This window comes from Streptomyces sp. NBC_01003 (genome assembly GCF_045162695.1).
Classification (GTDB): domain Bacteria; phylum Actinomycetota; class Actinomycetes; order Streptomycetales; family Streptomycetaceae; genus Streptomyces.
Map to the genome: position 1 here is coordinate 3,063,170 of NZ_CP108707.1, position 14,697 is coordinate 3,077,866.

11 protein-coding genes are annotated in these 14,697 nt (G+C 72.8%); 6 read left to right on the forward strand and 5 right to left on the reverse strand.

Annotated features, from left to right (window positions below):
- Positions 1–3 precede the first annotated feature (3 nt).
- On the forward strand, positions 4–2,118 hold the full coding sequence (gene glgX, locus OG698_RS14130) for a glycogen debranching protein GlgX (RefSeq protein WP_406103363.1): 2,115 nt from the start codon (positions 4–6) through the stop codon (positions 2,116–2,118).
- Here the strand turns inward: glgX and OG698_RS14135 are convergent.
- On the reverse strand, positions 2,072–3,340 hold the full coding sequence (locus OG698_RS14135; RefSeq protein ID WP_406103364.1) for an MFS transporter: 1,269 nt from the start codon (positions 3,338–3,340) through the stop codon (positions 2,072–2,074). The genes glgX and OG698_RS14135 overlap by 47 nt on opposite strands.
- Before the next feature lie 90 nt (positions 3,341–3,430).
- On the opposite strand from OG698_RS14135, the gene treY reads away from it, so the two are divergent.
- Positions 3,431–5,845, forward strand: coding sequence for a malto-oligosyltrehalose synthase (treY, locus tag OG698_RS14140; RefSeq protein WP_406111064.1), 2,415 nt, complete (start codon positions 3,431–3,433; stop codon positions 5,843–5,845).
- 276 nt (positions 5,846–6,121) lie between these two features.
- Positions 6,122–7,372, forward strand: a complete 1,251-nt coding sequence (locus OG698_RS14145) for a M14 family zinc carboxypeptidase (RefSeq protein ID WP_406103365.1) — start codon at positions 6,122–6,124, stop codon at positions 7,370–7,372.
- Positions 7,373–7,411: 39 nt separating this feature from the next.
- Here the strand turns inward: OG698_RS14145 and OG698_RS14150 are convergent, their stop codons facing one another.
- Entirely contained in the window at positions 7,412–7,963 is a 552-nt protein-coding gene (locus OG698_RS14150) for an FHA domain-containing protein (RefSeq protein ID WP_406103366.1), read from the reverse strand.
- 195 nt (positions 7,964–8,158) lie between these two features.
- Between OG698_RS14150 and OG698_RS14155 the strand changes: the two genes are divergently transcribed.
- Positions 8,159–9,109: a GNAT family N-acetyltransferase gene (locus OG698_RS14155; RefSeq protein ID WP_406103367.1), complete on the forward strand. Its 951-nt coding sequence runs from the start codon at positions 8,159–8,161 to the stop codon at positions 9,107–9,109.
- Between the two features lie 135 nt (positions 9,110–9,244).
- Positions 9,245–10,993, forward strand: a complete 1,749-nt coding sequence (treZ, locus tag OG698_RS14160; protein WP_406103368.1) for a malto-oligosyltrehalose trehalohydrolase — start codon at positions 9,245–9,247, stop codon at positions 10,991–10,993.
- An 18-nt stretch (positions 10,994–11,011) separates the two neighbouring features.
- Here the strand turns inward: treZ and OG698_RS14165 are convergent, their stop codons facing one another.
- Both OG698_RS14165 and OG698_RS14170 read right to left on the reverse strand, forming a co-directional pair.
- Entirely contained in the window at positions 11,012–11,938 is a 927-nt protein-coding gene (locus OG698_RS14165; protein WP_406103369.1) for an aminoglycoside phosphotransferase family protein, read from the reverse strand.
- Between the two features lie 5 nt (positions 11,939–11,943).
- A complete protein-coding gene (locus OG698_RS14170; RefSeq protein ID WP_406103370.1) occupies positions 11,944–13,068 on the reverse strand; it encodes a M24 family metallopeptidase in 1,125 nt (374 codons plus the stop codon).
- A gap of 215 nt (positions 13,069–13,283) precedes the next feature.
- Here OG698_RS14170 and OG698_RS14175 point away from each other — a divergent pair, with 215 nt between their 5' ends.
- Positions 13,284–14,036 carry a metallophosphoesterase gene (locus tag OG698_RS14175; protein ID WP_406103371.1) on the forward strand — a complete coding sequence of 251 codons (753 nt, stop codon included), beginning with the start codon at positions 13,284–13,286 and terminating at the stop codon, positions 14,034–14,036.
- A gap of 21 nt (positions 14,037–14,057) precedes the next feature.
- Here the strand turns inward: OG698_RS14175 and OG698_RS14180 are convergent, their stop codons facing one another.
- Positions 14,058–14,651 (reverse strand): PDZ domain-containing protein, encoded by a 594-nt coding sequence (locus OG698_RS14180; RefSeq protein ID WP_406103372.1) that lies wholly within the window; start codon positions 14,649–14,651, stop codon positions 14,058–14,060.
- Between the last annotated feature and the right edge of the window lie 46 nt (positions 14,652–14,697).

Sequence of the window (14,697 nt, forward strand, 5' to 3'; positions counted from 1 at the left end):
CCCATGCAGGTCTGGCCTGGACAGGCGTATCCACTCGGTGCCACTTACGACGGCGCCGGCACCAACTTCGCGGTCTTCTCGGAGGCCGCCCGGCGCATAGAGCTGTGTCTGCTGCACGACGACGGGTCGGAGACCGCGGTGGAGCTGCGGGAGTCCGACGCCTTTGTGCGGCACGCGTATCTGCCCGGCATCATGCCGGGCCAGCGGTACGGCTTCCGCGCGCACGGCCCGTACACCCCGGAGCGGGGCCAGCGGTGCAACTCCTCGAAGCTGCTCCTCGACCCGTACGCGCGTGCGATCAGCGGCCGGATCGACTGGGGCGAGGCGGTGTACGGGTATCCCTTCGGGTCGCCCGACAAGCGCAACGACCTGGACTCGGCGCCGCACACGATGACGTCGGTCGTGGTCAACCCCTACTTCGACTGGGGCGACGACCGTCCGCCGCGCACCGAGTACCACCACACGGTGATCTACGAGGCCCATGTGAAGGGCCTCACGATGACGCACCCGGCCCTCCCGGACGAGCTTCGTGGCACCTACGCGGCGCTCGCCCACCCGGCGATCCTGGATCACCTCACGGAGCTGGGCGTGACGGCGCTCGAACTGATGCCGGTCCATCAGTTCGTCAACGACCACCGCCTGATGGAGATGGGCCTGAGCAACTACTGGGGCTACAACACCATCGGCTTCTTCGCCCCCCACAACGCCTACGCCTCCTGGGGCGACCGCGGGCAGCAGGTCCTGGAGTTCAAGTCGGCCGTACGGGCACTGCACGAGGCCGGGATCGAGGTCATCCTGGACGTCGTCTACAACCACACGGCGGAGGGCAACCACCTGGGCCCGACGCTGTCCTTCAGGGGCCTGGACAACGCCTCGTACTACCGCCTGGCGGACGACCGCCGCTACTACATGGACACGACGGGCACCGGAAACTCGCTGCTCATGAGGTCGCCGCACGTCCTACAGATGATCATGGACTCGCTGCGCTACTGGGTCACCGAGATGCACGTCGACGGGTTCCGCTTCGACCTGGCGGCCACGCTGGCGCGGCAGTTCCACGAGGTGGACCGGCTGTCGTCGTTCTTCGACCTGGTACAGCAGGACCCGGTGGTCTCCCAGGTGAAGCTGATCGCCGAGCCGTGGGACGTCGGCGAGGGCGGCTACCAGGTGGGCAACTTCCCGCCGCTGTGGACGGAGTGGAACGGCAAGTACCGGGACACCGTCCGGGACCTGTGGCGGGGCGAGCCGCGCACCCTCGCCGAGTTCGCCGGGCGGCTGACCGGCTCGTCCGACCTCTACCAGGACGACGGCCGCCGCCCGCTCGCCTCCATCAACTTCGTCACGTGCCACGACGGCTTCACCCTGCGCGACCTGGTCTCGTACAACGAGAAGCACAACGAGGCGAACGGCGAGGGCAACCGTGACGGGGAGAGCCACAACCGGTCGTGGAACTGCGGTGCGGAGGGCGACAGCGACGACCCCGGGGTGCTCGGCCTGCGGGAACGTCAGACCCGTAACTTCACCGCGACGCTGATGCTCTCCCAGGGCGTGCCGATGCTCAGCCACGGCGACGAGCTGGGGCGCACGCAGAACGGCAACAACAACGCCTACTGCCAGGACAGCGAGCTGGCCTGGGTGCGCTGGCCCGAGGACGGCGAGAAGGACTCGCTGCTGGCCTTCACGCGCGCGATGGCGCGGCTGCGGCGTGACCACCCGGTGTTCCGCAGGCGCCGCTTCTTCCACGGGCGGCCGGTCGAGGGCACCCACGACGAGCTGACCGACATCGCCTGGTTCACGCCGGAGGGCGAGGAGATGACGCGGGACGACTGGGGCGCGGCGCAGGCGCGGGCCCTGTCGGTGTTCCTGAACGGGCACGCGATCTCGGAGCCGGGCCCCCGGGGCGAGCGCATCTCGGACGACTCCTTCCTGCTGCTGTTCAACGCCTCGCCCGACGCGCTGGAGTTCCTCGTGCCGGTCAATCACGGGCGCCAGTGGGAGGTCGTGGTGGACACGGCGCTGCCCGAAGGTGTGCCCCTGGGGACCGGTGCGAAGGTGCGGGCCGGTGACCGCCTCACACTCGTCGACCGGAGCCTGACGGTGTTGCAGCGACCGGCGTGACTCCTGGTCCCGCCGGGGCCTTGACGAGGAGTGCGACGCCGAACGCGAGGGCCGCGGCCACGCTGCCGACGGTGAACGCCGCGGCGGGGCCGTGGGACTCGGCGAGGCGGCCCGCCACGGCGAGCGTCACCGCCTGCCCGCCGACGAAGGCACTCGCGGCGAACGTCATGCCTTCGGCGAGACGTTCGCCCGGCACGGCGCGCTCGGTGAGTCCGAAGCCGGTGATCAGGTTCGGCGCGAAGACGGCGCCGAACACGGTCACCGCCACGTAGAGGCCCGCCATGCTCTGTGTGCCGATCAGCAGGAGGGACAGGAGCGCGGCGGCCGCAGTGGCGACCCGCCAGCGCAGGGCGAGCCCGAAGCGGTCCGGCACGGCGGCCATGGACAGACCGACGACGGCGCTCATGACGCCCATGGCCGCGTAGACGAGGCCCGCCTGGTCCTCCTGGCCGAGCTTCTGGGTGAGCGCCGTGATCCCGGCCCCGCAGCCGCCGAGAAGGATGCCGAGGAGGACGAGGCCGAGGCGCACGAGCCGGACCTCGCGCGGCATGCGGGGTCGCCGGGCGCGCGGCTCCTTGGGGGTGGGCGCCCCCGCGGGCCGGACCGCCGTCGCAGTCGGGTGCAGCGCGAACGCCGTGCCGCAGACGGCGACCAGGAGAGCGGCGGCCCCGAACGCGTACGCGGGGTGGCCGACGAAGGACGCGACGCCGATCAGTGCGGGCCCGAGGACGAACGACACCTCGTCCATGGTGCTCTCCAGCGACAGCACGGTGTTCACGACGCGCTCGTCCGCACCCCCGCGGCGGACGAGCGCGACGCCCCGGGCCCTGGCCAGCGGGCCGATCCCCGGCACCGTGGCTCCGGCGAGCACGCCGAGCGCCACCAGGAGCGGCGTGGACGGCCCCGCGAGGGCGCCGAGCGTGTAGCAGGCGATCGCGACGGCGTTCAGCAGCGAGCAGCACAGCACGACGCTCCGCTGACCGCGCCGGTCGGCGAGCCGGCCGACGACGGGCCCCATGGCCACCTGTCCGAGCGCGAGCGCGCAGGCCACGGTCCCCCCGGTCGCGAGGGAACCGCTCGTCCTGGTGATCAGCAGGACGCTGCCGAACTGGATCACCGCCACCGGCAGCCGCCCCAGGAACGAGATCACCGGGAGCAGCGCACCGGTCGCCCCGAGCACCTCGCGGTATGTCGCCGACGTTCCCCCCGCTGCCTGTGCCATCGTTCGAAACTATCGACGGCGCCGGTGACATATGCATGCGGCGATGACACGAAAGACGCCGGGGCGGGTACGTAGGTTCGCATGACGCGCATGACACCGGACCATCACGAGGGCGAGGTCCCCGACCCGCCCACGGCCACGTACCGGATGCAGCTCCAGCCGGCGTTCCCGTTCGCCGCCGCCGCCGGAGCCGTCCCGTATCTGGCCTCTTTGGGTGTCTCGCACCTGCATCTGTCGCCGGTCCTGGAGGCCGTACCCGGTTCCACGCACGGGTACGACGTCGTGGACCACGCGCGCGTGCGGGACGAGCTGGGCGGTGAGGCCGGGCTGCGGGCGCTCGCGCGGACGGCGCGGGAGCACGGGCTCGGCCTGATCGCCGACATCGTGCCCAACCACATGGCGTCGGCGGCCGGGCTCAACCGGCCCCTCCAGGAGGTGCTGCGGGACGGGCCGCACTCCCCTTACGCGCACTGGTTCGACATCGACTGGGAGGCGCAGGGCGGGCGGGTTCTGCTGCCCGTGCTCGGCCACCGGCTGAGCCACGAGCTGGACCACCTGGAGGTGGACGGCCGTGTGCTGCGCTACTACGAGCACGCGTTCCCGCTGCGCGAGGGCACGGAGACGCTGCCCCTTCCCGAGCTGCTCGACGCGCAGTGGTACCGGCTCGGCTGGTGGCGTCTGGCCCGCACCGAGCTCAACTACCGGCGTTTCTTCACCATTTCGGACCTCATCGGGGTCCGCGTGGAGAACCGCGAGGTGTTCGACGCCACCCACGAGAAGATCGTCCAGCTGCTGCGCGAGGGCGTCCTCGACGGGCTGCGCGTCGACCACCCCGACGGCCTCGCGGACCCCGGCGCCTACCTGAAGGACCTCGCCGACGCGGCCGGCGGGCGCTGGACCGTCGTCGAGAAGATCCTCGGCGAGGACGAGCAGCTGCCCGCCGCCTGGCCGGTGGCAGGGACGACGGGCTACGACGCGCTGCGCCGGATCGACGGCCTCTTCACCGACCCGTCGGGCGCGGACGAACTGCTCGGCCTGTTCCGGCGCTTCACGGCGGCGCCCGCCGACCGGGGCGGCGACTGGGACGCCACGGCGCGCCGTGCGGCGTACAAGGTCGTCACGCACGAGCTGGCGGCCGAGGTGGACCGCCTCACGCGCGAGGCGGTCAGGTTGTGCGCCGCCGACGCGGCCCTGCGCGACCACGCCCCGTGGGCCCTGCGCGCCGCGGTACGCGAACTCCTGGTGCGCCTCGACGTGTACCGGCCGTACGTGACCGGGGGCGCGGACCCCGAGAGCGTGCTCACGCGCGAGGACGCGGAGGACGCTAAGGGGGTGTTCACCGTCGCCGAGGAGGCCGAGGCGGTGGACACCGTGCGGGATCTGGCACTCGGGAAGCACGGGTCCGGACCCGAACACGGCGCGTTCCGGGCGCGGTTCGCGCAGACGGCGTCCGCGCTGCGGGCCAAGGCGGTCGAGGACACGGCGTTCTACCGGCACGCGCCCCTGCTGTCCGCGACGGAGGTCGGCGGTACGCCGCAGAGCCCCGCTGTGGACCCGGAGTCGTTCCACGCGTACTGCGCGCGCGTGCAGCGCGACTGGCCGTACATGGGCACCGTGTTGTCGACGCACGACACCAAGCGGAGCGCCGATGTGCGGGCGGGGATCTCCGTGCTCACGCAGTGTCCCGGGCGTTGGGCCGATCTGCTCGCGGAGGTCACCGAGCGGACCGCGCGCGAGGGCGGCGCGAGCTCGCCCGACGCCCAACTCGCCTGGGCGGCCTGGCAGACGGCGGTCGGCTTCGGCGACCAGGACGGCGAGCGGCTCCAGGGCGCGATGCTCAAGCACGTGCGCGAGGCGGGGCTGCACACGAGCTGGACCGAGCCGGACGCGGACTACGAGAAGGCGGTACGCGACTTCGTGGCGGCGGGCCCGTGCGGGCCGCCCAGGGAGGCCGTCGCCGCGTTCGCGGACTCGTTGCGGCCCCATGTGCGGGCGAACGTCCTGGGGGCCGCTCTCGCCCATCTGACGATGCCGGGGGTACCGGACGTCTACCAGGGGACGGAGCGCGAGTACCGGGCACTGGTGGACCCGGACAACCGTGCGCCGGCCCGCTTCGACCTGAAGCGGCTGAACTCCGCTGAGGGGTCCGTGCCCCGCGATCTGTCCGACGAGAAACTGGCGCTCACCGTCGCCGCGCTGCGGCTGCGCCGGGCGCACCCGGAGTGGTTCGGCGGCGAGTCGACGTACGATCCGCTGCCCGCGCGGGGGGCGGGCGCGGCGCACTGTGTGGCGTTCGCACGCTCCGGGGAGGCCGTCGCCGCCGTGACCCGGCTGTCCCTGCGCCTCGCGGAGACGGGCGGCTGGCGCGACACGGAACTGCCGCTCCCGGAGGGCCGCTGGGTCGACCTGCTCGCCCCGGGACGGGAGTTCACCGGCCACGCACGCGTGGAGGAGCTGTTCGACCGGCTTCCGGTGGCGCTCCTGGTGCGGGCGCCGGTCGGCTGAGGAGGGCGTCCGGGACAGTTCACGGGCGGCGCGCGTCCAGGAGTCGTTCAGCCGGATTCCGGTTGCGCTCCTCGTGCGCGCACCCGTCAACTGACGAGTACCGGCGGCGTCTTCGGGCCGCGTGTGATCAGGCCGCTCCCCGAGGCCGTCGGCGAGACCTCCCTCGCCCCGGCGGGCCCCGGCCGCACCAGCGGTGAGGCACCCGATGCCGCCTTCTTGACAGGTGCCGCGCAGCGTGGGGTACTGCGGGATGCGACGCGGGGAGCACCAACGGGGGTGAGTCACCTGACGGAGCAGCGCTACCCCAATGTGGCCGAACTGGTCCAGTCAGCACGGGAGCTGGCGACTCACCGACCCGACCTGTGCGTTCTACGCCAGGTCGGGACCTCACGCGCGGGCCGGCCGCTGCACCTGTTGTCGGTGGGGCACGACCACCGCGCGGTGCTCGTGGTCGCGGGCGCCCACGCGAACGAGCCGGCCGGTGGCTCCACTCTACTGCGCCTGGCCGAACGGGCCCTGATGGAGCGGGAGTTACGCACCGACTGCTCCTGGCACTTCCTGCTGTGCGCCGACCCCGACGGCGCGGATCTGCACCGCACCCCCGCGCCGCGCACCCTGCTCGACTACCACCGGCACTTCTTCCGCCCCGCGGGCCCCGAGCAGCCCGAGTGGTCGCCCTCCGTCCTGCCGCCCGACCGGCTGCCGCCCGAGACGCGGGCCCTGACCGGGGTCATCGACGAGCTGCGCCCCTTTCTCCAGGTGTCCCTGCACGGCACCGATCTGGGCGGCAGCTGGGTGCAGTTGACGCGGGACATACCGGGGCTCGCGGAGCCGTTCGCCAAGTCGGCGGCGGAGCTGCACATCCCGGTGGAGACGGGGGCGTCGGACGCGGCGGGCTGGCCCGCGACGGGCCCCGGCGTCCATGTGATGCCCGAGCCCGGCGCCGAGGCCGCGTTCCCCAGCCTGCCGGACGACGCCCGGCACAGCACCTGGCACCACGCCCACCGCTACGGAGGCCGCACGGCGATCGTCGAGGTCCCGATGTGGGCGAGCGACCTCGTGGACGACCCGGCGCCGCATCCCGCCCCCGACCGGGCGCTGCGGCGCCTCGCGCAGCGGCTGAGCCGGGACACACTCCTCGTGGAGGAGATCCTCCAGTCGGCGCTGCCGCGGCTTCCCGAGGTGGACGGGCCGCTGATGCGGGCGGCGCGCTGGGCCGTAGCGCTGGTGCCGGGCCTCGCGGACGACTGGCTGAAACCGCCGCCGCCGGACGCGACGATGGCGTACGTGGGAAGCATCGACGCGTTCTCCAGACGGCTGCCGCTGAGGGCGGCCGCGATGCTCCTGCGGGTCCTGAAGGAGGCCGACGACCCGGACGCGGAGCGTCTTGAACAGCTGGTGGCCCACTGGTGCGACGCGTTCGCAGAGCGGTTCAGTGCGCGCTGGGTGCCGCTGGAGCACCAGGTCGAGCACCAGTCGCGTACGACTGTCGCGGCGGTACGGCACACGCGTGCGGCGGGGGACTGAACACCAACGCCCCCTGCACCGGCCGGAGTCGTTCGACAGCTATTCGGCGGACAGCCGGAACGAGATCCGTCCGAAGCCGACCTGGTCGCCGTCCTGGACGACCGCCGCGCCGACCACCCGCCGCCCGTTGACGGACGTGCCGTTGGTGGAGCCGAGGTCACGCAGCACCCACATGCCGCCCTGCCTGCTCAGTTCGGCGTGCACCCGGGAGACCGTCTCGTGGCTGAGGCGCAGTCCGTTGGCCGGGTCACGCCCGATCCGCAGCGGGTACGGACTGCTGGGCGGCGGCAGTTGCAGCTTCGGGAGCCGCTCGCGCTGCCAGGCCCCGCGCAGCCGCACCGTGAAGGCGGAGACCGCCGCCACGGTGCCGAAGACCACCCGGGACAAGCGGCCCTCGGTGTGCAGATCGGCGGTGAGCGCGGCCAGTTCGTCGGACCGGCGGGCGGCGAGGGCCAGCTCCATGCGCCGTACGAACGTGTCGTGCGACAGCCGGCCGAGTGCGGCGCCCTCACGGAGCTCCCGCAACGCCCTGTCGCGCTCGGCGTCGGACAGCCGCGCGGGGTACGTATGGTGCTCGAACGAGGAGGTCACGTACGTGATTGTCCGGCAGCGCGGCCGAGGTGTCCAGAAAACGACGAACTTCAACCCGCCTCCGTACGGCCTTGACCAGCAAAGACGGTGACGGAACGCGGTGCGTGGGAAACCGGTCGCGTCCGTCCCGTGCCCGCTGCTACGTTCGGCGGCTCGGACCGCCACCAGGCGCGTTCACGTGGACCAGGAGAATTCTTGACTGCTGCACCGCAAGGAAGCCCGCACCCGACGCGCGACGACTCGGAGCTGGTCGTCCGCGCACTGACCGAGGAAGACGTACCGCTTTTCCGTACGTTCGAGGATCCGGGCCTCGTGGGCCGCGTCATCACCGGCGTCGGCTATCGCACCGTCGCCGAGGGCGGCGACTACCGCCCGGACTGGACCTGGGTCGCCCTGCGCGAGGGGCGCGTGGTCGCCCGGGCCGCCTGGTGGGGCGGCAAGGACGACACGGAACCGGTGCACCTGAACTGGTTCGACGTCCTGGAGGACGATGTCGAAGCGGGCGCCGAACTGCTGCGGCGAGCCCCGTTCGACGTCGAGTACGAGCTGATCCTGCCCGCGGACTGGCGTGCGGACCCGCGGACGCGGGCGGCCGCCGAGGCGCGGACGGAGGCGGTCACGCGGGCCGGCAAGAAGCTGCTCGTGGAGCGGCTGCGCTACCGGTGGACGCCCGAGAACGGCCTGCCGGAGCGCCCGGGCCGCCTGGAGTTCCGGGCGGAACCCGACGACGAGGTGATCCTCGACGTGCTGCGCCGGGTCCACTCGGCGACGCTCGACGCACACGCGCGCCGCACCATCGAGGAGTCGGGCCTCGACACGGCCGCGCAGGAGGAGCTGGACTTCTTCCACTGGTGCCCGTCACCGCGCGAGTGGTGGCAGCTGGCGTACACGCCGCAGGGCGAGCTGGCCGGCCTGCACATCCCCGCTCACAACCCCGGCGGTCCGTGCATCGGGTTCATCGGCGTGGTACCGGAGCAGCGCGGTCACGGCTACGCGTACGACCTGCTGGTCGAGTCGACGCACCTCCTGGTGGAGCACGGCGCCGAGTTCGTCGCGGGAGCGACGGACGACGGGAACTTCCCGATGGCGGCGAACTTCGCGAAGGCCGGGTACCCGGTCACGGAGAAGCGCATCAATTTCGTCTGAGGTTCACCGGCCGGTTCGGCGACGGGTCCGATCCGGCGAGGAATGCGCGGAACCCGCTGCGAATCCCAGCGGATCGATCTCCGCTGACGCAGGATGGACGGGTCGTCACTGTCGGCAGACAAGGGGGAACCGTCCGTGCAGTTCGAGGTGTGGGCACCACAGGCAGAGCGGGTCGCGCTCCACTGCGAGGGCGCCACGCGCGCGTTGGAGCGCGACCCGGACCGCGAGGGGTGGTGGGCGGGCGAGGCCGACGCGCAGGACGGTTCGCGCTACGGCTTCGTGCTCGACGACGGGCCGGTGCTGCCCGACCCCCGCTCGCGCCGCCAGCCGGACGGGCCCGATGGCCTGAGCGCGGTCGCCGACCACGCGCGGTACACATGGCACTCGGAGTCGGGGCCGGGCAGCGGCCTCCCCGGCGCGGTCCTGTACGAGCTGCACGTGGGGACGTTCACGCGTGAGGGCTCGCTCGACGCCGCCGCCGAACGGCTGGGCCACCTCGTCGAGTTGGGCATCACGCATGTGGCGCTGATGCCGCTGTGCCCCTTCCCCGGCCGGCACGGCTGGGGCTACGAGGGCGTCAGCCCGTGGGCGGTGCACGAGCCGTACGGGGGCCCCGAGGCGCTGAAGCGTTTCGTCGACATGGCGCACGGGCTCGGGCTCGGCGTCGTCCTCGACGTGGTCCACAACCACCTGGGCCCCTCGGGCAACCATCTGCCCGCGTTCGGGCCGTACTTCACCGACACCCATCACACGCCCTGGGGCGCGGCGGTCAACCTCGACGCCCCCGGTTCCGACGAGGTGCGCGCGTACTTCGTCGGCAGCGCGCTCGCCTGGCTGCGCGACTACCGGATCGACGGGCTGCGCCTCGACGCGGTGCACGCGCTGCGCGACACGCGCGCGGTCCACTACCTGGAGGAGCTGTCCACGGCCGTCGACGCCCTGGCCGAGGAGCAGGGCAGGCCGCTGTTCCTGGTCGGCGAGTCGGACCTCGGCGACCCGCGCGTGATCACCCCGCGCCGCCACGGCGGCCTCGGGCTCCAGGCGCAGTGGAGCGACGACTTCCACCACGCCCTGCACACGGCGGTGACGGGCGAGTCCCAGGGCTACTACGAGGACTTCGCGAAGGCGCCGATGGCCGCGCTCGCCAAGACCCTGAGCCGGGGCTACTTCCACGACGGCACGTACTCGACGTTCCGTGGCCGGCATCACGGGCGCCCCATCGACCGCACCCGCACGCCCGCGCACCGGCTGCTCGGCTACGCCCAGACCCACGACCAGATCGGCAACCGCGCGCAGGGCGACCGGCTCTCCGCGAGCCTGTCCCCCGGGCTCCTCGCGTGCGCGGCAACGCTCGTGCTGACGGGGCCTTTCACGCCGATGCTGTTCATGGGTGAGGAGTGGGCCGCCGGCACCCCGTGGCAGTTCTTCACCGACCACACCGACCCGGCGCTCGCCGACGCCGTACGCAAGGGCAGGCGGCGGGAGTTCGCGTCGCACGGGTGGGCCGAGGAGGACATTCCCGATCCGCAGGACCCGGCGACCCGGGAGCGCTCCTGCCTGGACTGGTCGGAGCCGGACAGCGACTCTCACGCGCGCGTGCTGGCCTGGTACCGCGAGCTGATCGCGCTGCGCCGTGCCCGGGCCGACCTGACGGACTCCGACCTGGCGGCCGTGCGCGTGGCGTACGACGAGGAGGCCCGCTGGATCGCGTACCGGCGGGGTGATCTGCGGGTGGCGGTGAACCTGTCGGACGATCCGGCAGCGGTACCGGTCGGCCGGAACGGCTACCGGGTGCTCGCCGCGTGGGAGCCGGTGGGGCTGCCCGGCGAGGACGGTCTGCTCACCGTCCCTCCGCAGTCGTGCGCGGTGCTGATCGGGCCATGAGTCGGCCCGTAAGGGGCTTCAGCCGGTCTCCGGGTCCTTGTCGGCGAGTTCCGTCACGAGTTCGAGGAGGATCGCCTCCCACGCGCGCTCCAGCTGGGTGCGCAGCAGCGGCACGGGGCTGTCGTCCGTGCCGTGGAGGCGCTCGCCGAGGCGTACGAGGGTGTCGCAGCGGGCCAGCCACAGGCCGCGCAGGCTGGCGCGGGCGCCGTAACCGGCGAGGGTCGCCGCGCGGACGGCCGCGCGGGCGCCGACCGAGATGCTCAGGCCCGCGATGTCCTCGGCCGGGTCGCCGATGACGGCGTCGGTCCAGTCGAGGACGCCGCGCACCCGGCCGTCGGGGGTCACGGTGAGGTGCTCGCCCCTGAGGTCGTTGTGGACCACGACGGCGCCGGGCTGCGGGGCGAGCTGGGCGGCGGCCTGCGGGGTCAGCTGCGCGAGGCTCGCGATGTCGAACTCGCCGTCAGCACCGAGGAGTTCGGCAGCCCGCGCCGCCTCCCGGAGCACTACGTCGAGGGAGCGCGGCGCGGTCCTCGTGAGCCCGAGCGCCTCGGCCCGCGCGGCGGGCACCTCCCGCAGGCCGCCGAGCAGCCCCGCCAGGTCCTCCTCGCCGACCGCGGTGACGTCGACGACCTCGCCCGACGCGCCCTGCAGCCGCGTGTCGAGGGTGTACGTGCGCCCGGTCGCCCACTCGCCGGACGCGAGAGAGGCGGGCACGGCGATGCCGACGTGCTGGCGCACGAGGTCACGGAGCCTGATCTCGCGGCGCTGGCGCACGGACGACGGCGCGTCGAGGGCGAGGCGCAGCACATAGCGGGTGCCGACCCACCAGGTGGAGTGCTCGCCGCCCTCGGCCACGGCACTGACGTCGAGCTGCCCGCCGTCGGGGAGGAGGGCGTCCAGCAGTCTTCGTACGGTGTCCTGGGTGGGCCGCGGGGCGTCGGACATGGCGTCTAGCTCACGATCGCCATGTCCCGCGACGTGCTGTTCAGCCGTCGTACGCCGTCCTCGGTGACCGTCACGATGTCCTCGATGCGCACCCCGAAGCGGCCCGGAAGGTAGATGCCCGGCTCCACGGAGAAGCACATCCCGGGGACGAGGGGCAGTTCCTCGCCCTCGATCATGTAGGGCGGTTCGTGGGTGGTGACGCCGATGCCGTGGCCGGTGCGGTGGATGAAGAACTGGCCGTAGCCGAACTCGGTGATGACAGCGCGGGCGGCGCGGTCGACGTCCTGACAGGCGGCGCCCGGCTTGACCGCCGCGCAGCCCGCCGCCTGCGCCTCGCGCACGACGTCGTGGACGCGCTGCTCCTCGGCGGTGGGCTCGCCGACGTGCACGGTGCGGGAGGTGTCGGAGCCGTAGCCGTGCTTGAGGCCGCCGAAGTCGAGGACGACCATGTCGCCGTTCTCGATGACGCGTTCGCCCGCCTCGTGGTGCGGGTTGGCGCCGTTCGGGCCCGATCCGACGACGGTGAAGTCGACCTGCGAGTGCCCGAACTGCCGCAGCAGATCGGCGAGATCGCCCGCGACGTCGGTCTCCCTGCGGCCCGCGAAGGGAACCTTCTTGATCTCCTCGTACGTGGCGTCGGCCGCCTCGCCCGCCGCCATGAGCCGTTCGAGTTCGGCCGCGTCCTTGACGGCGCGCATCATCGGCAGGGCCTCGGTGAGGGAGGCGTACGAGGTGTCGGGCAGTGTCTTCTGCAGCCCGATGAGGTGCATCGCCCACGCGTTGTCGCTGATGCCGAAGCGCCCGGAGACGTCGAGGAGGGGCGCGGTCACCGCGTAGGGGTCCTTGCCGTCGGTCCAGTCCCGCAGGGTGAGGGCGTCCGCTCCCACCGCCTTCGCGGCGTCCGGTGCCTCAAGCGTGGGGACCACGAGGACGGGGTCCTGACCGGGGGCGAGGACGAGCATCGTGAGGCGCTCGGTATCGGCGGTGGGCGAATAGCCGGTGAGCCAGACCATGTCGGGGCCGGGGGCGACGAGGACGCCGGCGAGCCCCGCGTCGGCCGCGGACCGGGCGGCGCGCTCCATCCGGGCCTTGTAGTCGTCGGCCGTGAACGGCGCGGGCGTGGCGGTCATCCGGTCCTCCGGGTGCTCCGAGCTGAACCTTGCTTCTCCGAACAGGACGTACGGGCAGCATCCTGCCCGCCCGCAGGGCCTGACGCGAGTCTGTTCCCGCCTGCGCGCGCCGCCCGGCCGGGCCGCTTCCTAATGTCTACCCATTGATCAACCATTACAACTAATGGTTAGATCGGCAGTATCCGTTAAGCCCCTTCTCCGGAGGACGTACAACCATGCTTGTACTGGCCCAGATCAGCGACCTGCACCTCGACGGAACCCCGCGCGCCACGGCGCGCGCCCGGCGCGTGATCGACCACCTCCGGGCGCTGGCGGGCCCCCTCGACGCCCTCCTGGTCACCGGCGACATCGCGGACCACGGCGCGGAGTCCGAGTACGAGGAGGCGGCGGAGCTGCTGGGGCTGCACGACGGCGACGCACCCTTCCCCGTCCTGACCTGCCCCGGCAACCACGACAGCCGGGCGCCCTACCGCAAGGCGCTGCTGCGCGAACCCGCGGCCGAGGGACCGGTGAACCGCGCCCACCACGTCGGCGGCGCCGTGGTCCTCATGTGCGACTCCAGCATTCCGGGCGCCGACGAGGGCCGGCTCGACGAGGAGACGTACGGCTGGCTGGAGGACACCCTCGACAGGCTCGACGGCGAGACGCCCGTCCTGCTCGCGTTCCACCACCCGCCGGTGGCGCTGCACCACCCGCTGCCCGACACGTACCAGCTGGACCGACCACGGGAGCTGGCCGCCCTGCTGGAGCGGCGGCCGGAGATCGCCGGGATCATCGCGGGGCACGCGCACACCCCGGCCGCCACCGTGTTCGCGGGCCGTCCACTGATGATCGGCCCCGGCGTGACCTGGACGCTGCGGCTGCCCTGGGAGGGCGAGGGTGTGGCGGACCGGGACGCACCGGTGGGCCTGGCCTTCCACATCCTCGACGACGAGCGGCGGCTGACGACGCACTTCCGGGTGGTCTGATCTCCCCCCTAGGGCGATCCCCTAGGTCACCACTCCAGGAGTCACCGCCAGCACCTGGCGCACGCCCGACTCGTGCCGGACCGTCAGCGTGACCTGCCGGCCCGGACGCGCGGACTCCACCGCCTGGGCGAGGGCGCCCGCCGAGCCGATCCGCGTCCCGCCGAAGGCGATCAGCACATCGCCCCGGACGAGACCGGCCGTATAGCCGGGACCGGGCACGTGCACGCCCACGAGCAGCGCCCCAGCCCCCTTGGGCGCGTCCACCGCCTCGACGCCGAGCGCCGCCCGCACGGGGCGGGCGGAGGGCGACGGGGCGGCGGAAGAGGTCGACGGATGTGACGGCTGGAGCGCGGGCGACCGCGGCGCCGCCCCCGCCTGCTGCTGCATCTCGGCCAGCTTGCTCATGCCTATGACGGCGGCGCCGACCGTGCCGAGGCCGACGCCCGACAGCACGAGCACGGCCCCGAACAGCAGGCCGAGCAGCAGGGTGACGAGGCGCTTGCCACGGCGCCGTGCCGCATGCGGGCGGCGACCGCCCGAACCGTTCCCCCGGGCCGCCGCCTCACGGCGCGGGGCTCCGGGCATCGACTTGGGGCGCAACGCGGTCTGTTCCATGGCCCACCTCCGGCCAAAGCTCTACCCGTCCGCGTCCGGCGCGACG